This is a genomic window from Salmonella enterica subsp. diarizonae, assembly GCF_008692785.1.
GTDB lineage: Bacteria > Pseudomonadota > Gammaproteobacteria > Enterobacterales > Enterobacteriaceae > Salmonella > Salmonella diarizonae.
This window is the reverse complement of sequence record NZ_VXJV01000002.1, coordinates 218,654-238,353: the sequence shown is the minus strand read 5'-3', so window position 1 is coordinate 238,353 and position 19,700 is coordinate 218,654. Positions and strand designations below refer to the sequence as shown.

Genomic DNA, 19,700 nt, shown 5'->3' with positions numbered 1-19,700 from the left:
CATTACGTCGTTTTTGCCCCCAAATTTAAATAAAAAAACTCAAAGCCGACTCACAAATTTGATAATAGAATGGCTGCCTTTCAATATATTGCCGTTTTTTCCCGCAAAATGTGAAACCAAAAAAATCATATATATGAATATATTGTCACTAATGTATTCATATAAAATATATTCATTTCCAACGGTAACTTTCGTATTAATTAATAACATATAAAAAAAGTTAGCGTTTGCTGAAATAATATTATTCGGATTAGGATGCCTTTGATTCAACGAATCTGTAGAAGTTCAATCTTTTGCAAAAAAGTTAAGTTTTTAAGGATAAAAAAATGAAAAGAAAAGTATTGGCACTTGTCATCCCGGCTCTGCTGGCTGCTGGCGCGGTACACGCCGCTGAAGTTTATAACAAAGACGGCAATAAACTGGACCTTTATGGTAAAGTAGACGGCCTGCACTATTTCTCTGATGACTCTTCTAAAGATGGCGACCAGACCTATGTTCGTTTCGGTTTCAAAGGCGAAACGCAGATTAACGATCAGCTGACCGGTTACGGCCAGTGGGAATATAACGTACAGACGAACACTTCCGAAGGCGATGGCGCTAATTCCTGGACTCGCCTGGCATTCGCTGGCCTGAAATTCGGTGACTACGGTTCATTCGACTACGGTCGTAACTACGGCGTCCTGTACGACGTAGAAGGCTGGACCGATATGCTGCCAGAGTTCGGCGGCGACTCCTATACTTACGCCGACAACTATATGACCGGCCGTGCTAACGGTGTGGCAACCTATCGCAATGCTGATTTCTTCGGTCTGGTAGACGGTCTGAACTTTGCGTTGCAATATCAGGGTAAAAATGAAAGCCAGAGTGCTGACGATGTAAATATCGGTACCAATAACCGTAATGATGGTGACGACATTCGTTACGATAATGGGGATGGCTTCGGTATTTCCACTACCTATGATATTGGCATGGGTTTCAGCGCAGGCGCTGCATATACCACGTCCGATCGTACTAATGAGCAAGTCAATGCCGGCGGTACTATTGCAGGCGGCGACAAAGCTGACGCGTGGACAGCAGGTTTGAAATATGATGCCAACAACATCTATTTAGCCACTATGTATTCCGAAACCCGTAATATGACGCCTTATGGTAAAACGGATGCAGGTTACGCTGGCGGCGTAGCAAACAAAACGCAAAACTTCGAAGTTACAGCCCAATATCAATTTGACTTCGGTCTGCGTCCGGCAGTTTCCTTCCTGATGTCTAAAGGTAAGGACCTGACCTATAACAACGTTAATGGCGATGATAAAGACCTGGTTAAATATGCTGACGTAGGTGCTACCTACTATTTCAACAAAAACTTCTCCACCTATGTTGATTATAAAATCAACCTGCTGGATGACGACGATCAATTCTATAAAGATGCTGGTATCAGCACTGATGATATCGTCGCGCTGGGTATGGTTTACCAGTTCTAATTTTTATTAATTATTCTCAAGCCCGCTATTTTGGCGGGCTTTTCTATTTTTGTCACTACTGTTCTAAAAACAGAACGCACCGTTCCCCGGGCACGAATTGAACAATTTTTGTTCACCCCATATCTTTTGCTCATCGCCCGAAAAAAGGAACATGCTAATGCTCAGTCTCGCCCCATCTCTGATTTCCAGAACCGCTCTCCTTTTTCTGCTCACGGCCACAGGCGCAGCCACCGCCGCCCGCCCCGCAGCCGATATTATTTTGCATAACGGTAATATCATCACTCTGAATGATGCCCAGCCGCAGGCCAGCGCGCTGGCGATTTCCGGCTCGCGGATTGTGGCGATTGGCGATGATACGGCGACAGATGAATGGCGCGGCAACCATACCCGTACCATCGATCTACAGGGTAAAACCGTGATACCCGGTCTGACAGATACCCACATCCATGCCATTCGCGGCGGACAAACCTGGACATTCGAAACCTACTGGTACGACAGCCCTTCGCTTAAAGACGCGCTGGATAAATTACGCGCGGACGCTAACCGTCGTCCCCACGATCAATGGGTAGCCGTAGTGGGATCGTGGATACCAGCGCAATTTGCAGAAAACCGGGCACCGACGGTAGCCGAACTTAACCACGCTCTTCCCGAACACCCGGTTTATATCCAGTATCTTTACGACTATGCATTGGTGAATCAGCGCGGTATAGACGTACTTGGCCTTAACGCCGCCCCTCCTCCTGATTTAGCGGGAATCCGCGTAGAGCGCGACGCAAAAGGTAGCGCCACAGGGAAATTATTTGGCGATATCGCCGCATTTAACCAGCTTTTTGCCAGCATAAGTAGTGATGCCGATCATGAGGGCGGTCTGCGGCAATTTTTCGCTGATATGAACGCGCGCGGCGTGACCGGCATCATCGACCCCTCTGCCGGACCTGCCGCCGCTTATGAGCCATTATTTGCAATGCGAAACCAGGGGGATTTACCGCTGCGCGTGGGGTATCGCATTCCGGTACAGCCGGAAGCGAAAGGTCATGAAGCGCAGTGGTTCAGCAACCTCATGGCCTTTCGCCCGCCGCGCGCCGATGATGGGCAACTGGCTTTTCTTGGTCTGGGGGAAAGCCTGGTGGCCAGAATGAATGACGGCGTGCGGATGGCCCCAGGATTTTCTTCCTCAGAGCAGGACAAAACCGCACTTCGCCAGGTCGCGATGTTTGCGGCAAAACGGGGAATACCGCTTGAGATCCACGCTTATACCGACGACAGCGCCGACACGATATTGACGATTTTTGAGCAGGTAGCGCAGCAGTACGATCTGCGCCCTCTCCGCTGGTCTATTGCGCATCTGAATACCGGCTCGCCACAGACACTTGAACGAATGCGTAAGCTGGGCCTGGCATACACTGTGCAAATGGGGCCTTACTTTGAGGGGCTTGCCATCCGCGACGCCAACCCACCCTACGCGACAGACAATTCGCCGCCGGTTCGACTGGCGCTGGATAAAGGGCTTGTCGTGGCTGGCGGCACCGATTCGACGCGTATTGGCATTGCCGGCGTCTGGCACGCTATTGAATATCATATCACGGGCATAGCATCAGGCGGTTCCGTGCGTAAACCCGCCAGCGAACGGCTCACGCGTCTGGAAGCGCTAACGTTATATACACGCCATGCCGCCTGGCTCACCTTTGCCGAACAAAACCGAGGGCAGCTTAGCATCGGCAAACAGGCCGATCTGGCGGTACTCAATCAGCCATTTATGACGATGCCGGAAGACAGAATTGATACCATCCGCGCTCTTTTGACGCTTGTCGATGGACGCATTGTTCACGAAAGTCCGGACCTTAACACCGGACAATGAGGTTGTCAGTTGACGCAAAGCCTGCTTTTATAACCCACCAACGGCACTGACGGGAAATCTTTTCCGCCAGCGCCGCGATAGAGTTAATGTATTGATATCCGGTGGGTGTTGATGAAAAAGCTGTTTGTGCAGTTTTACCTTTTGCTGTTCGTCTGTTTTCTGGTCATGACATTATTGGTCGGGCTGGTGTACAAATTCACCGCCGAACGCGCGGGCAGACAATCGCTTGACGATCTGATGAAAAGTTCGCTTTATCTAATGCGCAGCGAACTGCGGGAAATTCCGCCGCGTGAATGGGGGAAAACGCTGAAAGAGATGGACCTGAACCTCTCTTTCGATTTACGCGTTGAACCGTTAAATCACTATAAGCTTGATGCCGCTACCACTCAGCGACTGCGTGAAGGCGATATTGTCGCGCTTGACGAGCAATACACCTTTATTCAGCGTATCCCGCGCAGCCATTACGTCCTGGCAGTCGGCCCTGTTCCCTATCTCTATTTCCTGCATCAAATGCGACTGCTGGATATCGCCTTAATGGCACTCATCGCGTTTTCTCTCGCCTTTCCTGTGTTTATCTGGATGCGCCCGCACTGGCAAGAGATGCTCAGGCTCGAATCCGCCGCGCAGCGCTTTGGCGAGGGTCATTTGACTGAACGCCTGCATTTCGATAATGGCTCCAGTTTCGAACGTCTCGGCGTAGCGTTCAACCAGATGGCGGATAATATTAATGCCCTGATCGCCAGTAAAAAACAGTTGATTGACGGTATCGCCCACGAGCTTCGCACACCGCTGGTACGTTTACGCTATCGGCTTGAAATGAGTGAAAATCTGACACAGCCGGAATCACAGGCGCTCAATCGCGATATTGGTCAACTGGAAGCGCTGATTGAAGAGCTGCTCACCTATGCGCGCCTTGACCGACCACAAAATGAACTGATGCTGACCGAACCCGATCTCCCCGCCTGGTTGAGCGCGCATTTGCAGGATGTGCAGAGCGTGAACCCGGAACGCGCCGTAAACCTTCTTATCTGTGTAACCGGCGATTATGGCGCGCTTGATATGCGGTTAATGGCGCGAGTACTGGATAACCTGCTGAATAATGCGCTGCGCTACAGTCGTACCACCGTTCAGGTCAGTCTGTTACTCGACGGTAGTCAGGCAACGCTGATAGTCGAAGATGATGGCCCCGGCATTGAGGCGGATGCGCGAGAGCGCGTATTTGAACCTTTTGTCAGACTCGACCCCAGTAGAGACCGTGCGACAGGCGGCTGCGGGCTTGGGCTCGCCATCGTACACTCTATCGCGCTGGCGATGGGCGGTAGCGTCGCCTGTGACGATAGCGAACTGGGTGGCGCAAAATTTAGCTTTCGCTGGCCGGTCTGGCACGCGATTCCCGGTATGACCACTGCCTGACTTTTTTGCACGCTGGTTGAGCTGCGGAAATTGTGCTATACAGATAGTATGTTGTAACTAAAGTGAATGATACAATGTCCCGCTACGATCTCGTTGAACGCCTGAATGGCACTTTTCGCCAGATAGAACAACACCTGGCGGTGCTGACGGATAATCTACAACAGCATTCGCTACTTATCGCCCGTGTCTTTTCACTGCCTCAGGTGACCAAAGAGGCGGAACATGCGCCGCTGGACACTATCGAGGTGACGCAACATCTGGGGAAAGAGGCCGAAACGCTGGCGCTACGTCACTATCGTCATTTGTTTATTCAACAGCAGTCCGAAAACCGCAGCAGTAAAGCCGCCGTCCGCCTGCCTGGCGTCTTATGCTATCAAGTGGATAATGCAACGCAGTCAGATCTGGAAAATCAGGTACAACGCATTAACCAGTTGAAAACCACCTTCGAGCAGATGGTTACGGTAGAGTCCGGCCTTCCCTCGGCGGCACGTTTTGAGTGGGTGCATCGGCATCTACCCGGCTTAATTACGCTGAACGCTTACCGCACGCTGACGCTTATCAATAACCCCGCCACCATACGTTTCGGTTGGGCAAATAAACATATTATTAAAAACTTAAGCCGGGATGAGGTTCTGAGCCAGTTGAAAAAAAGCCTCGCGTCGCCTCGTAGCGTCCCGCCGTGGACGCGCGAACAATGGCAATTCAAGCTGGAACGGGAATATCAGGATATCGCCGCCTTACCGCAGCAGGCCCGACTCAAGATTAAGCGCCCGGTTAAAGTACAGCCGATCGCCCGCATCTGGTATAAAGGCCAGCAGAAACAGGTGCAACACGCCTGCCCCACGCCGATTATCGCGTTAATCAACACGGACAATGGCGCTGGCGCGCCGGATATTGGCGGGCTGGAAAACTATGACGCAGATAATATTCAGCACCGTTTTAAACCACAGGCGCAGCCGCTGCGACTGATTATCCCGCGACTGCACCTGTATGTGGCGGATTAACGTCCCGGCGTCATACTGCCAACCATCAACTCCGGACGTACCCAGGCGTCGAACTCCGCGTCGCTAAGGTACCCTAATGCCACGGCTGAGGCTTTGAGCGTCAGCCCTTCTTTATGCGCCTTCTTCGCAATCTCCGCCGCTTTATCGTAACCAATGTGCGTATTGAGTGCAGTGACCAGCATCAGCGACTCATTCAGCAACTGCGTAATACGCTCGCGGTTTGGCGCGATTCCTGACGCACAGTGTTTATTGAAACTCTCCATGCCATCGGCCAGCAGGCGCACCGTTTGCAGAAAATTATGAATAACCATCGGACGATACACGTTGAGCTCAAAGTTGCCTGATGCGCCCCCCATATTGATGGCCACATCGTTACCCATCACCTGGCAGCATAACATCGTTACCGCTTCACACTGGGTCGGGTTCACTTTACCAGGCATGATAGAGCTCCCTGGCTCATTCTCCGGGATAGCAATCTCGCCAATGCCGCAGCGCGGGCCGGACGCCAGCCAGCGAACATCGTTGGCGATTTTCATGAGCGAGGTCGCCAGTCCTTTTAATGCGCCATGCGCCTGTACCAACGCGTCACAGGTTGCCAGCGCTTCGAATTTATTGGGGGCGGTAACAAACGGCGCAGCGGTAATTATCGCCAGTTCCTCGGCGACGCGCCGGGCATATTCCGGGTGGGTATTGAGCCCTGTCCCCACTGCGGTTCCGCCGAGCGCCAGTTCCGCGACATGCGGTAAACTGTGCTCAATGTGCCTGAGGTTATGTTCCAGCATAGCTACCCAACCGGAAATCTCCTGGCCTAAAGTGAGCGGCGTCGCATCCTGCAGGTGAGTACGGCCAATTTTGACAATATCGGCGAAAGCGTGGGATTTATCGCGAAGCGTATCCGTTAATGCGGATAATTGCGGGATGAGGTGTTCGCGTAACGCCAGCAACGCCGCTACGTGCATCGCGGTTGGGAAAACATCGTTTGAGCTTTGACTCTTATTGACGTCATCATTGGGATGCACCTTGCGTTCCATACCGCGAACGCCACCCAAAATTTCACTGGCGCGGTTCGCTAACACTTCATTCATATTCATGTTGCTTTGCGTACCGGACCCGGTCTGCCAGATCGCCAGCGGAAACTCATCAGCATGTTTTCCCGCCAGCACTTCATCAGCCGCCTGGATAATCGCGCTGGCTTTTTCCGCCGCCAGCAACCCTAAATCCTGGTTGACCTTCGCAGCGGCGCGCTTGGTCAACGCCAGCGCGTGGATGAGCGAGACGGGCATTTTCTCCGTGGAAATCCGAAAATGTTCCAGCGAACGTTGAGTCTGCGCCCCCCACAGTTTATCTGCCGGGACTTCAATCGCGCCCATTGAATCTTTCTCGCGGCGTACCGTTACCATTACCTGCTCCTTACTCAAGTTGATGAGGTCATGTGTCAACATTGCCCACATGTTTGCGGTCTTATGAGTATTAACGATAACAACACAACGGTGTAGACCGGATAAAGCGCTTGCGCCGCCCTCCGGCAAAATAGCGAATAATGTTACCGCCCCGCAGGGCGGCAATGTTACTTAACGCAGCGTGCGCACTGCGATGTCTGAATCTGCTGGAAGAAATCGTTGCCTTTATCATCCACCAGAATAAAGGCCGGAAAATCCTCCACTTCGATTTTCCAGATAGCCTCCATGCCCAGTTCAGGATATTCCACACACTCCAGGCGCTTGATACTGCCCTGCGCCAGGACGGCTGCCGGGCCACCGATACTGCCCAGGTAGAAGCCGCCATGTTTCTTACAGGCATCGGTTACCTGCTGGCTACGGTTGCCTTTCGCGAGCATGATCATACTGCCGCCCTGCGACTGGAGCTGATCAACATAGGAGTCCATCCGCCCTGCAGTAGTCGGCCCAAGCGACCCGGAGGCGTAACCTTCCGGCGTTTTTGCCGGCCCCGCATAATAGATAGGATGATCTTTGATGTACTGCGGCAAACCTTCGCCTCTGTCCATCCGCTCTTTCAGTTTAGCGTGCGCAATGTCACGGCCTACAATAATCGTGCCGTTCAGCGACAGGCGCGTTGATACCGGATACTGCGACAGTTGTTGCAGTATCTCGCTCATGGGACGGTTAAGATCAACGCGCACCGCCTCGCCCTCTCCCGCCTGGCGCAGCGCCTCTGGAATATATTTACCGGGATTGCGCTCCAGCTTCTCGATCCAGATCCCTTCCCGGTTGATCTTCGCTTTAATATTTCGATCCGCGGAGCAGGACACGCCCATACCTACCGGACACGATGCCCCGTGACGCGGCAATCGGATAACACGAATATCGTGAGCGAAATACTTGCCGCCGAACTGCGCGCCTAAGCCAAGATTTTGCGCCTCAAGCAACAATTCTTTTTCCAGCTCAATATCGCGGAATGCCTGCCCGTGTTCATTTCCTTCGATCGGTAGCGCATCATAGTATTTTGCCGAGGCCAGCTTAACGGTTTTCAGATTCGCTTCCGCCGAGGTGCCGCCAATGACAAACGCAATGTGATACGGCGGACAGGCGGCAGTGCCCAGCGTACGCATCTTATCGACGAGATAATTTTTGAGCTTACCCGGCGTCAAAAGCGCTTTTGTTTCCTGATAGAGGTAGGTTTTATTCGCCGATCCGCCGCCTTTAGCGATACAGAGGAATTTATATTCATCGCCATCGACGCTGTAGAGATCGATCTGCGCCGGCAGGTTGGTACCGGTATTGACCTCTTTGTACATATCCAGCGCCGCGTTTTGCGAATAGCGCAGGTTGTCTTCGATATAGGTGTTATACACGCCACGAGCCAGCGCCGCTTCATCACCTCCGCCAGTCCAGACGCGTTGGCCTTTTTTGCCGACAATAATGGCCGTACCGGTATCCTGGCAGGTGGGCAACACGCCCTTAGCCGCGATATCGGAGTTTCGCAGGAATTGCAGCGCGACATATTTGTCGTTTTCACTGGCCTGCGGATCGCGCAGAATATCCGCCACCTGCTGCTGATGCGCCGGACGTAGCATAAAAGACGCATCATGGAAGGCCTGACGCGCCAACAACGTTAACGCTTCCGGCGCGACTTTCAGGATCTCTTGTCCTTCAAATTCAGCGACGGAAACATGTTCGCTGGTCAACAAGTAATACTCGGTAGCGTCCTTTTTGAGGGGAAAAGGGTCTTGATAAAAGAAGGGTTTGTTTGACATTGTGCTCTCACTTACCGCTCGGTATGGTTATTCTCTGGGCAGGTGTTCCATTGCCCGACTAAAAGCGAGTTACACTATCCTACACAATTTTTTAACAAAAACTGAGACAAGTACGACTTTTTACGCCCGGAGGTTACTTCATGCGGGTTTCTTGGTTTAATACCTCCCATTGATTTCCACATTGAAACAGGGCTTGATAATGCAAAAACTCATTAACTCAGTGCAAAACTATGCCTGGGGAAGTAAAACTGCGTTAACGGAACTTTATGGCATAGCAAATCCGCAGCAGCAGCCACAGGCTGAACTCTGGATGGGCGCGCATCCCAAAAGCAGCTCGCGAATCACCACTGCCCACGGCGAAACCGTCTCCCTGCGTGACGTCATCGAAAATAATAAAACCGCCCTGCTGGGCGAAGCGGTCGCCAACCGTTTCGGCGAACTGCCGTTTCTGTTTAAAGTACTGTGCGCCGCGCAGCCGCTCTCTATTCAGGTGCACCCGAATAAGCGCAACTCCGAAATAGGTTTCGCTAAAGAAAATGCGGCGGGTATACCAATGGACGCCGCAGAGCGGAACTATAAAGATCCTAACCATAAACCAGAGCTGGTTTTTGCCCTGACGCCTTTCCTGGCGATGAATGCGTTCCGCGAATTTTCTGACATTGTCTCTTTACTGCAACCTATCGCTGGCGCGCATTCCGCTATCGCCCACTTTTTGCAGGCGCCGAACGCTGAACGTCTGAGCCAGCTTTTCGCCAGCCTGTTGAATATGCAAGGCGAAGAAAAATCCCGCGCGTTAGCCGTACTCAAAGCGGCACTTAACAGCCAGCAAGGCGAACCGTGGCAAACGATCCGCGTGATTTCAGAGTATTATCCTGACGACAGCGGGCTTTTCTCTCCTTTGTTGCTGAATGTGGTCAAACTGAATCCCGGCGAGGCGATGTTCCTGTTTGCCGAAACACCTCATGCTTATTTGCAGGGCGTTGCGCTGGAAGTCATGGCGAACTCCGATAACGTTCTGCGCGCTGGCCTTACGCCAAAATATATCGACATCCCTGAGCTGGTCGCGAACGTGAAGTTCGAACCTAAACCTGCCAGCGAGTTGCTGACTGCCCCGGTGAAAAGCGGCGCGGAGCTGGACTTCCCAATTCCGGTTGACGACTTTGCCTTTTCACTGCACGACCTGGCGCTTCAGGAGACGAGCATCGGCCAACACAGCGCCGCGATTCTGTTCTGCGTTGAGGGTGAGGCGGTGTTACGGAAAGATGAACAGCGTCTGGTACTGAAGCCGGGTGAATCTGCCTTTATCGGCGCGGATGAGTCTCCGGTTAACGCCAGCGGCACGGGCCGTTTAGCGCGTGTTTATAACAAGCTGTAGCAACATACTGAATTTTTTAACAACTCTTGCTAAGCTTATAAGAGACGTAAAACTCCTCCAGGCGGTTTAATCCGCCTGGTTTCATTTTTATGGACAATTGATATGAAAAAAACACTGGTAGCTGCAGGTGTAGTGATTGCACTTGGCATCGTCTGGACAGGCGGCGCCTGGTATACGGGGAAAAAGCTGGAGAACCATCTTTCAGAAATGGTGACTCAGGCCAATGAACAGCTCAAGCGTACTGCGCCGGAGGCCGGTGTTGAATTAAGTTATCAAAACTACCAGCGCGGCGTGTTCAGTAGCCATCTGCAACTGGTCGTCAAACCGGTTGCCGGCGCAGACAATACCTGGTTGAAACCCGGGCAAAGCATTGTGCTGGACGAATCTGTTTCACATGGCCCCTTCCCGCTCGCCCAGCTCAAAACGCTCAATCTGATCCCTTCTATGGCATCGGTAAAAACCACGCTGGTGAATAACGATGCGGCAAAACCACTCTTTGATATCGCGAAAGGCGACGCGCCCTTTGTCATCAATACCCGCATTGGTTATGGCGGCGATACCCGCTCCGATATCTCTCTCAAGCCGTTAAACTACGAGAATGCCGGTGAAAAGGTCGCCTTTAGCGGCGGGGAGTTCCAGCTTAACGCCGATAAAGACGGTAATGTGGTTTCGCTGTCAGGCGAAGCGCAGAGCGGTCTGGTCGATGCCGTTAACGAATATAATCAAAAGGTGCAACTCACCTTTAATAATTTGAAAACAGACGGTACCAGTAAACTGGCAAGCTTTGACGAGCGTGTAGGCGACCAAAAGTTAACGCTGGATAAGCTGTCCATCGCCATTGAAGGTAAAGAGATGGCGGTGCTGGAAGGGATGGAAATTGCCGGCAAGTCCGATCTGGTCAATGACGGAAAAACCATTAATAGCCAGTTGGATTACTCGCTTAACAGCCTGAAAGTACAGAATCAGGATTTGGGCAGCGGTAAATTAACGCTGAAAGTCGGTCAAATCGACGGCGAAGCCTGGCACCAGTTTAGCCAGCAATATCATGCGCAAACGCAGGCGCTGCTGAATCAGCCGGATGTGGCGCAGAATCCTGAGCTTTATCAGCAAAAAGTCACCGAAGCGTTCTTTAGCGCCCTCCCCGTGCTGTTAAAAGGCGATCCGGTGCTGACCCTGGCGCCGCTTAGCTGGAAAAACGCCAAAGGGGAAACCACGCTGAATCTGTCGCTGTTCCTGAAAGATCCGGCAACCACAACGGCACAACCGCAAACGTTGGCGCAGGAAGTCGACCGCTCCGTGAAATCGCTGGATGCGAAACTGGCAATTCCGATGGACATGGCGGTCGAGTTTATGACGCAGATAGCAAAACTGGAAGGCTATCAGCAGGATGATGCGGAAAAACTGGCAAAACAACAGGTGCAGGGGCTGTCTGCAATGGGTCAGATGTTCAGACTGACAACGCTGAAGGATAATACCATCGCCTCCAGCTTGCAGTACGCCAATGGCCAGATCATGCTCAACGGACAAAAAATGCCGTTGGAAGACTTTGTCGGCCTGTTTGGGATGCCGGCGCTTTCCGTACCGGACGTTCCGGCGTTGCCGCAACAATAATCGCCTTGCCGGGTGCAGCGACGCTGCACCCGGTCTACGCCGAACAACGCTCAGCCTCTACTTTTGCGTCACCAGGCGAGCGGCTATCGTTTGACTCCGCAAATGGTGCTCGTCGTGAGCAATACGCTGCAACATTCGTTCGGCCAGGGTATAGCCTATTTCTCGCGCCGGCGTACTGGCCCAGATAATCGGCAGGTCGTCGAGGGCATTCTCCGCAACATCAGCAAACGTCGCCAGCGACACCTGCTGCTCAAAATAACGATCGACACCGCTCTCGCCACTCTGTCGTCCTGCTCTCAGTAGCCCAAACCACGCCCCCATCGCAATGGTTTCGTTGTAACAAACGACAGCGCTAATGGTCGGATTGTATCGCAACAGCGCGGTAATACTTTCTGCTGCCTGTTTCTGACTGGAAGTGCATTCCACGACCCACTCGCTGTGAAACGGTAGACCGTATTTTAACAACGTCGCGCAATAGCCGCCCACGCGCTCCGCGCGGGTTAAAGATGCGCTTTGCCCTCCCAGCCAGGCGATGCGCTGATGGCCCTGACGAATAAGGTATTCCGTCAGGAGCTGCGCTGCCTGCATGTTATCAGGCCGAACGATATCCGCATCATCAAGATAGCTGGCGCGTGACGCAAACACGACGGGAATCCCTTGTGCGTCGGCCTGGGCTCTCAGCGCTTCGCTACTGCCCGCCACACCGGCGATCACCACGCCATCCACCCCCTGATTGAGCAACATGGTAAAACGTTGGTTTAGCTGTTCGCCATCTTTACCCCCGTGCAGGAGAAAAACCATACGGCCTTGTGCTTCCAGTGCTTCCGTTAATCCTGCGGTCAATTCGGCATAAAACGGTGCCGATAAATCGCGAACGATCAAACCGATAACGCCGCTTTGCCCGCCACGCAGCGCGGACGCCTGGCGGTTACGCACAAAGCCCAGTTGTTCAATTGCCGCGTTCACACGCTCGCCGGTCGCGGACGATATTCGCCCCTTGCCGCTCAGCACTAAGGAAACGGTGCTCACCGACACGCCGGCCGCCAGCGCAACATCGTGGATAGTGATTTTTTTGGCGATAGCCATGGCAACAAATCGCTCCAGAGTCTGACAGATAAAACGTTTTACCTATCTGTTATCTTTATACGCGTTATTATCGGTCAGTAATGTGATTAATGCCGCACTAAAATCTGGTAAAACGTTTTATCTTCTCGCCATCATAACCTGACACCGGTCTTTATTAACAAGGAGTCGTTAGATGACGACGAAAACCACACCAAGAATAACGCTATGGGAATTTTTCCAGCAATTGGGCAAAACGTTTATGTTGCCCGTCGCCTTGCTCTCGTTCTGCGGCATTATGCTCGGTATCGGCAGCTCGCTCAGTAGCCACGACGTTATTACCCTGCTCCCTGTGCTGGGTAATCCATTGCTACAGGCTATCTTCACCTGGATGAGTAAAGTAGGTTCTTTTGCCTTTAGCTTCCTGCCGGTGATGTTTTGTATCGCGATTCCGCTCGGTCTGGCGCGAGAAAACAAAGGCGTCGCCGCGTTTGCCGGGTTCGTCGGTTACGCGGTAATGAACCTTGCGGTCAACTTCTGGCTCACGGCAAAAGGCATTCTGCCGACCACCGATGCGGCGGTGCTGAAAGCCAATAACGTACAAAATATTCTGGGCATCCCCTCGATCGATACCGGCATCCTCGGCGCCGTTATCGCTGGTATTATTGTCTGGATGCTGCATGAACGGTTTCACACCATTCGTTTGCCGGATGCGCTGGCCTTTTTCGGCGGTACGCGTTTTGTACCTATCGTTTCCGCCGTCGTGATGGGGCTTGTCGGCCTGGTTATCCCGCTCGTATGGCCAGTTTTTGCGATGGGAATTAGTGGACTGGGTCATATCATCAATAGCGCCGGCGACTTTGGCCCGATGATTTTCGGCACCGGCGAGCGCCTGCTGTTGCCTTTTGGTCTGCACCATATTCTGGTAGCGCTGATTCGCTTCACCGAGGCGGGCGGTACGCAAGAAGTGTGCGGGCATACCGTTAGCGGCGCGTTGACTATTTTCCAGGCTCAGCTCAGTTGCCCAACGACGCACGGCTTCTCTGAAAGCGCCACTCGCTTCTTATCGCAAGGCAAAATGCCGGCGTTTCTCGGTGGTTTGCCGGGCGCCGCGTTGGCAATGTACCACTGCGCCCGTCCAGAAAACCGCCCTAAAATTAAAGGATTATTGATTTCCGGTTTAATCGCCTGCGTTGTCGGCGGTACAACGGAGCCTCTGGAGTTCCTGTTTCTGTTCGTGGCGCCGGTACTGTATGTTATTCATGCTCTGCTGACCGGGCTGGGCTTTACCATCATGGCGATTCTCGGCGTCACTATCGGCAATACAGATGGCAATATTATTGACTTTGTGGTGTTCGGCATCCTGCATGGTCTGTCAACAAAATGGTATCTGGTGCCGGTAGTGGCAGCGATGTGGTTTGCGGTTTACTACGTCATTTTCCGCTTCGCCATTACACGCTTTAACCTCAAAACACCGGGGCGCGAGGCGGAGATCGCCACCAGCATTGAAAAAGCGATCGCTGGCGCGCCAGGAAAATCCGGCTACAACGTGCCTGCTATCCTGGCGGCATTAGGCGGCACAGAAAACATCGTGAGTCTGGACAACTGCATCACCCGCCTACGTCTGTCAGTGAAAGATATGTCGCTTGTAGATGTCCAGGCATTGAAGGACAATCGCGCGATAGGCGTCGTACAGCTCAATCAGCATAATTTGCAGGTCGTTATCGGCCCGCAGGTTCAGTCTGTAAAAGATGAAATGGTTGGTTTGATGCATACCGTTCAGGCATAAGGAAGAGATATGTTCGATTTTTCACAGGAAGTTGACCGTCGCGGTACATGGTGTACGCAGTGGGATTATGTCGCCGATCGTTTTGGCGAAGCCGATCTGCTCCCCTTTACTATTTCGGATATGGACTTTGCCACCGCGCCATGTATCCTGGAGGCCCTAAACCAGCGCCTTTCCCACGGAGTACTAGGCTATAGCCGCTGGAAAAATGAGGCGTTTTTAGGGGCGATTTCCCACTGGTTTGCGACACGTCATCAGACCACGATTGATACACGCGCCCTTGTATACGGCCCTTCCGTTATCTATATGGCGTCCGAGCTTATCCGCCAGTGGTCCGACGAAGGCGACGGCGTGGTAGTTCATACTCCCGCTTATGATGCTTTTTATAAAGCGATTGAAGGCAACCATCGCATCGTCACTCCCGTCCCGCTGGAGAAAGAAGGCAACGCCTGGCATTGCGATATGGCAAAACTGGAGACGGCGCTGGCGCGTCCGGAAAGCAAAATCCTGCTGCTGTGCAGTCCGCAGAATCCCACCGGTAAAGTGTGGACGCGTGACGAGCTGGAAACGATGTCAGCGCTGTGCGAGCGCCATGGCGTACGGGTGATTTCCGATGAAATTCACATGGATATGGTATGGGGAAACCAGCCGCATATTCCCTGGAGCAATGTCGCGCGCGGAGACTGGGCGCTGCTCTCCTCCGGTTCGAAAAGCTTCAACATCCCGGCATTAACCGGCGCTTATGGAATCATTGAAAATAGCGCAAGCCGTGAACGCTACCTGGCCGCCTTAAAAGGTCGTGACGGCCTCTCCTCGCCAGCGGTGCTCTCGCTCACGGCGCATATTGCCGCATATCAGCACGGCGCGCCGTGGCTGGATGCGTTACGCGTCTATCTGGCGGCTAATATGCGCTATATCGAGCAGGCGCTGAATGACGCCTTTCCGACGTTGAACTGGCAAGCGCCGCCATCGACCTATCTGGCCTGGATTGATCTCCGTCCGCTCGGCATTGACAATCAAAAATTACAGAACGCGCTCATTCACCGGGAGAAAGTCGCCATTATGCCCGGCGATACCTATGGCGCAGAAGGCCGGGGATTTGTACGTCTGAATGCCGGATGCCCTCGCCTGAAACTTGAAAAAGGCGTCAACGGATTAATTAATGCTATCCGCACCGTTCGCTGATACCGTCTACAAGCGGGGGGTTGACCCTTTATCCTAAGATGCGATGACAGCAACTCCCCCTGTGAGCTGACCGGGGCGCGATAAAGAAAATGGTACAAAATTTCTCCCGCGCCCTCGCGAAGTTGCAACGTAATGGCTCCGTTTTTCCAAAATCTCCAGAGGATTACCAATCTGTAGTATAATGGTGCGCACTTTTATTAAAAATTGAGTGCGCCCATGATTGATATTACGCTTCCTTTGACTGACATCCACCGCCACCTTGATGGCAACATTCGCGCCCAAACAATTCTGGATCTTGGTCGCCAGTTCAACATCGCCCTTCCCGCCCAAACGCTGGAAACGCTGATTCCGCATGTTCAGGTCACCTCAACCGAACCCGATTTAGTAAGCTTTCTCTCTAAGCTCGATTGGGGGGTAAAAGTCCTGGCATCGCTTGACGCCTGCCGTCGCGTGGCCTTTGAAAATATTGAAGATGCCGCACGTAACGGCCTGCATTACGTTGAGCTTCGCTTTTCGCCCGGTTATATGGCGATGGCGCATCAGTTACCGATTGCAGGCGTGGTTGAAGCCGTTATCGACGGCGTACGCGACGGCTGTAACACGTTTGGCGTCGAGGCGCGACTCATTGGCATTATGAGCCGTACCTTCGGCGAGGCGGCATGTTTACAGGAGCTTGATGCGCTGCTGGCGCACAGAGAGAAGATCATCGCGTTGGATTTAGCCGGTGATGAGCTGGGCTTTCCCGGCAGTCTGTTTTTGTCGCACTTTAACCGGGCGCGCGATGCGGGCTGGCATATTACCGTTCACGCTGGCGAAGCCGCAGGACCGGAAAGTATCTGGCAGGCAATTCGCGAACTGGGGGCCGAACGTATCGGACATGGCGTAAAAGCCGTTGAAGATCGCGCGTTAATGGATTTTCTTGCGCAGCAACGTATCGGTATTGAATCCTGTCTGACCTCGAATATTCAGACCAGTACCGTCGCATCGCTGGCAGACCATCCGCTCAAAATCTTCCTTGAGCATGGCGTTCTCGCTAGTCTTAATACGGACGATCCGGCTGTTCAGGGCGTAGATATTATCCATGAATATCACGTTGCCGCGCCCGCGGCAGGCTTGAGCCGCGAACAGATTCGCCAGGCACAGATTAACGGTCTGGAAATGGCGTTCCTGAGCGATGGCGAAAAACGTGCGCTGCGCGAAAAAGTGGCCGCGGCATAAGATTGCTTTATTGACGCTAACGCCCTCTCTCCGCCTGCGGTTTAATGCTATCCCAGGCGGAGAAATGCTAAATCTCAGGCAAGACACAGCGTCGCGCGATGTTTTGCCGATTCCATGCCCAGTTCAATTAACTCCATAATTTGAATCGCCTGACTTGCCGGCACGGGATTTTCACCATTACCGTTTAACGCATCGCGGATGGCGGCATAATATGCCGGATAGTTACCCGGCAACGTAAGCCAGTTCTCTTCTTTGCGTGTCTCTCCCTCAACCAGGGTCAATACGCCGTCACGCATATCATATCCCCAGTCTTCCTGCGGTAAACGCTCGCCGTTTTTTAGCCGTTCTTCCTGGGGATCAAGGCCATATTTTACATAGCTGCCGCGCGAACCATGAACGATGTATCGCGCTGACTCCGCTGCGGCAAGCATCGTACCGTGCAAAATCACGCGGCGCTGAGGATAAGATAAAATCGCGTGGAAATAGTCCGTAGATTGCGCGCCCGGACGCAGTTGCGCTAAATCCACCGTCATGCTGACCGGCAGACCAAAAAGTTGAATGGTCTGATCCAACAAGTGCGGCGCCAGATCGTACCAGATACCACTTCCCGGCCCGCCTTGCTCGCGCCAGCGGTCGCGCACCTGAGGACGGAAACGATCAAAGTGGGATTCAAACAAAGACACCTCGCCGAGCACGCCATCCGCCAACAAGGCTTTCAGCGTCAAAAAATCGCTGTCCCAGCGGCGGTTATGGAAGACTGAAAGTACCCGGCCGGTGCTCCGCGCAAGCGCATCCAACTCTCGTGCCTGTGACAGTGTCACGGTAAAGGGCTTATCAACCACCACATGCTTACCGGCTTCCAGCGCGGCTTTCGCCAGCGGGAAATGGGTATCGTTGGGCGTCGGGATCACAATCAGGTCGATATGCGGATCGCTAAATAAATGTCGGGGCTCAGAGACCACGGACACCGCCGGCCAGTCTGCTTTCACTTTCGTTTCATCGCTGCTGGATACCGCCGCAAGTTCTAACCCTGGCGTTCCCATAATTAAGGGCGCATGAAAGGTTTTACTGGCGTAACCATAACCTATTAACCCAACGCGGATTTTGTCATTCATCTCACTGCCTCCGGTTTTAGATATCGCTATTCCACACCATCGTACCATTAGCCGCAATAGCGTCCTGACCAACAACGTAGCATCTGATGATTAACTTGTTACAGAACAGAGTTTGAAATCGTTCCCATCCCTCTTGCCGACCGTTCGCCAGGAAAGTAACATTTACTCTCTGTGTTTATGGATAAATCAAAGCAAATGTCGTCAATAATGAATCGTCTGATTGAATTAACAGGGTGGATAGTTCTCGTTATCTCGGTCATTCTTTTAGGTATTGCCAATCATATTGACAATTACCAACCGCCAGAACCCGTTGCTTCCGTTCAGAAGAAGTAAGCATCAGATAACGCAAAGGCGTTTTCGCACGGCACGGTGAACGGTGTCGTAAGGCGTGCCGGGAAAAGTCAAAAATCGGCCAAAAAAACGAAATATGTTCTATCCTGGTCTGACGTTTATTGCCTGTTGTAGGAAAGCGCGTTAACCTTTCGCCCCAGGCGCCATTTGGCGCCTGACTCTTTACCGGTAAGAATATTCCCGTTTTACCTGCACCCCTGACCTCTCACTGGTGCGATTTTGTTTATTTTTTATCAGTGACTACTTCGTTGGCATTATATTTAATATGGATCAACTTTATATGACTGTTCAGGATTATCTATTAAAATTCCGCAAAATTAGTTCGCTCGAAAGTCTGGAAAAACTGTTCGACCACCTTAACTATACCCTTACTGATGACAGGGATATTATTAATATGTATCGCGCTGCGGATCACCGCCGTGCCGAACTGGTCTCCGGAGGACGCTTGTTTGATGTAGGTCAGGTCCCGCAATCCGTCTGGCGCTATGTGCAATAAAGAAAGTAGCGTTTGACATTAAAAACCTTATAATATTTGCCCCAAAATGAGCGGCATAACCGTTAACGCGCGTAACCCCGGAGAAGATATGACCACAACACCGCCACAACGAATCGGAGGCTGGCTTCTTGGCCCGTTAGCCTGGCTGTTAGTCGCGTTGTTGAGCGCCTCGCTGGCGTTATTACTCTACGTTATGGCGCTTGCCACACCGCAAACGTTCAAGACGCTTAGCGGACAGGAAACCGGTAATTTACTGCTATGGGGCATTTCATTTATTACCGCTATCGCTATGTGGTACTATACCCTGTGGTTGACGATTGCATTCTTCAAGCGCAGACGCTGCGTGCCGAAGCATTACATTATCTGGCTGCTGGTGTCGGTTTTACTGGCGGTTAAAGCATTTGCCTTTTCGCCCGTATCAGATGCCTTTGCCGTGCGCCAGCTACTCTTTCCACTGTTGGCGACGGCGCTCATTGTACCTTATCTCAAACGTTCAGCGCGCGTCAAAACAACGTTTGTTAATCCGTAATAACC

The 19,700-nt window shown here is 52.4% G+C and carries 16 protein-coding genes; 12 read left to right on the top strand and 4 right to left on the bottom strand.

Going from position 1 to position 19,700, the window contains the following annotated elements; genetic code table 11:
• The first annotated feature begins 326 nt into the window (after nucleotides 1-326).
• From ompS2 to tus, 4 genes are all read left to right on the top strand, one after another.
• A complete protein-coding gene (gene ompS2 / locus F4V72_RS05145; RefSeq protein ID WP_023249061.1) occupies nucleotides 327-1,478 on the top strand; it encodes a porin OmpS2 in 1,152 nt (383 codons plus the stop codon).
• Nucleotides 1,479-1,629: 151 nt separating this feature from the next.
• Complete coding sequence (locus F4V72_RS05140; protein ID WP_136058260.1) at nucleotides 1,630-3,336, top strand: amidohydrolase; 1,707 nt, start codon at nucleotides 1,630-1,632, stop codon at nucleotides 3,334-3,336.
• 111 nt (nucleotides 3,337-3,447) lie between these two features.
• Nucleotides 3,448-4,749: a two-component system sensor histidine kinase RstB gene (gene rstB, locus F4V72_RS05135; protein ID WP_053529759.1), complete on the top strand. Its 1,302-nt coding sequence runs from the start codon at nucleotides 3,448-3,450 to the stop codon at nucleotides 4,747-4,749.
• Nucleotides 4,750-4,823: 74 nt separating this feature from the next.
• Nucleotides 4,824-5,753 carry a DNA replication terminus site-binding protein gene (gene tus, locus F4V72_RS05130; RefSeq protein WP_053529760.1) on the top strand — a complete coding sequence of 310 codons (930 nt, stop codon included), beginning with the start codon at nucleotides 4,824-4,826 and terminating at the stop codon, nucleotides 5,751-5,753.
• On the opposite strand, the gene fumC is transcribed toward tus, so the two are convergent.
• Together fumC and fumB are read right to left on the bottom strand one after the other, a co-directional pair.
• Nucleotides 5,750-7,153: a class II fumarate hydratase gene (gene fumC / locus F4V72_RS05125; RefSeq protein WP_070801200.1), complete on the bottom strand. Its 1,404-nt coding sequence runs from the start codon at nucleotides 7,151-7,153 to the stop codon at nucleotides 5,750-5,752. The two genes, tus and fumC, sit on opposite strands and share 4 nt — an antisense overlap.
• Before the next feature lie 167 nt (nucleotides 7,154-7,320).
• Entirely contained in the window at nucleotides 7,321-8,967 is a 1,647-nt protein-coding gene (fumB, locus tag F4V72_RS05120; protein ID WP_053508056.1) for a class I fumarate hydratase, read from the bottom strand.
• A gap of 199 nt (nucleotides 8,968-9,166) precedes the next feature.
• Here fumB and manA point away from each other — a divergent pair, with 199 nt between their 5' ends.
• Complete coding sequence (gene manA / locus F4V72_RS05115) at nucleotides 9,167-10,342, top strand: mannose-6-phosphate isomerase (protein ID WP_053529763.1); 1,176 nt, start codon at nucleotides 9,167-9,169, stop codon at nucleotides 10,340-10,342.
• Between the two features lie 102 nt (nucleotides 10,343-10,444).
• Complete coding sequence (locus tag F4V72_RS05110) at nucleotides 10,445-11,953, top strand: YdgA family protein (protein WP_023248124.1); 1,509 nt, start codon at nucleotides 10,445-10,447, stop codon at nucleotides 11,951-11,953.
• Between the two features lie 57 nt (nucleotides 11,954-12,010).
• Here the strand turns inward: F4V72_RS05110 and F4V72_RS05105 are convergent, their stop codons facing one another.
• On the bottom strand, nucleotides 12,011-13,039 hold the full coding sequence (locus F4V72_RS05105; protein ID WP_136058259.1) for a Mal regulon transcriptional regulator MalI: 1,029 nt from the start codon (nucleotides 13,037-13,039) through the stop codon (nucleotides 12,011-12,013).
• A 172-nt stretch (nucleotides 13,040-13,211) separates the two neighbouring features.
• Between F4V72_RS05105 and malX the strand changes: the two genes are divergently transcribed.
• The 3 genes from malX (at nucleotide 13,212) to add (ending at nucleotide 17,204) form a co-directional block, all read left to right on the top strand.
• Entirely contained in the window at nucleotides 13,212-14,804 is a 1,593-nt protein-coding gene (gene malX / locus F4V72_RS05100; RefSeq protein ID WP_023248122.1) for a maltose/glucose-specific PTS transporter subunit IIBC, read from the top strand.
• Nucleotides 14,805-14,813: 9 nt separating this feature from the next.
• Nucleotides 14,814-15,986 carry a MalY/PatB family protein gene (locus tag F4V72_RS05095; RefSeq protein ID WP_023248121.1) on the top strand — a complete coding sequence of 391 codons (1,173 nt, stop codon included), beginning with the start codon at nucleotides 14,814-14,816 and terminating at the stop codon, nucleotides 15,984-15,986.
• A 216-nt stretch (nucleotides 15,987-16,202) separates the two neighbouring features.
• The gene (gene add, locus F4V72_RS05090; RefSeq protein WP_053508060.1) at nucleotides 16,203-17,204 is read left to right on the top strand and encodes an adenosine deaminase; all 1,002 of its coding nucleotides are present in this window, start codon (nucleotides 16,203-16,205) and stop codon (nucleotides 17,202-17,204) included.
• Between the two features lie 74 nt (nucleotides 17,205-17,278).
• Here add and F4V72_RS05085 read toward each other — a convergent pair whose 3' ends face one another.
• Complete coding sequence (locus F4V72_RS05085; protein ID WP_170245742.1) at nucleotides 17,279-18,319, bottom strand: oxidoreductase; 1,041 nt, start codon at nucleotides 18,317-18,319, stop codon at nucleotides 17,279-17,281.
• A gap of 207 nt (nucleotides 18,320-18,526) precedes the next feature.
• On the opposite strand from F4V72_RS05085, the gene blr reads away from it, so the two are divergent.
• From blr to F4V72_RS05070, 3 genes are all read left to right on the top strand, one after another.
• The gene (gene blr, locus F4V72_RS05080; protein ID WP_023179784.1) at nucleotides 18,527-18,652 is read left to right on the top strand and encodes a division septum protein Blr; all 126 of its coding nucleotides are present in this window, start codon (nucleotides 18,527-18,529) and stop codon (nucleotides 18,650-18,652) included.
• Nucleotides 18,653-18,950: 298 nt separating this feature from the next.
• The gene (gene ydgT / locus F4V72_RS05075) at nucleotides 18,951-19,166 is read left to right on the top strand and encodes a transcription modulator YdgT (RefSeq protein ID WP_136058258.1); all 216 of its coding nucleotides are present in this window, start codon (nucleotides 18,951-18,953) and stop codon (nucleotides 19,164-19,166) included.
• A gap of 88 nt (nucleotides 19,167-19,254) precedes the next feature.
• Nucleotides 19,255-19,695 (top strand): DUF2569 domain-containing protein, encoded by a 441-nt coding sequence (locus F4V72_RS05070; RefSeq protein ID WP_000214061.1) that lies wholly within the window; start codon nucleotides 19,255-19,257, stop codon nucleotides 19,693-19,695.
• Nucleotides 19,696-19,700: the final 5 nt, after the last annotated feature.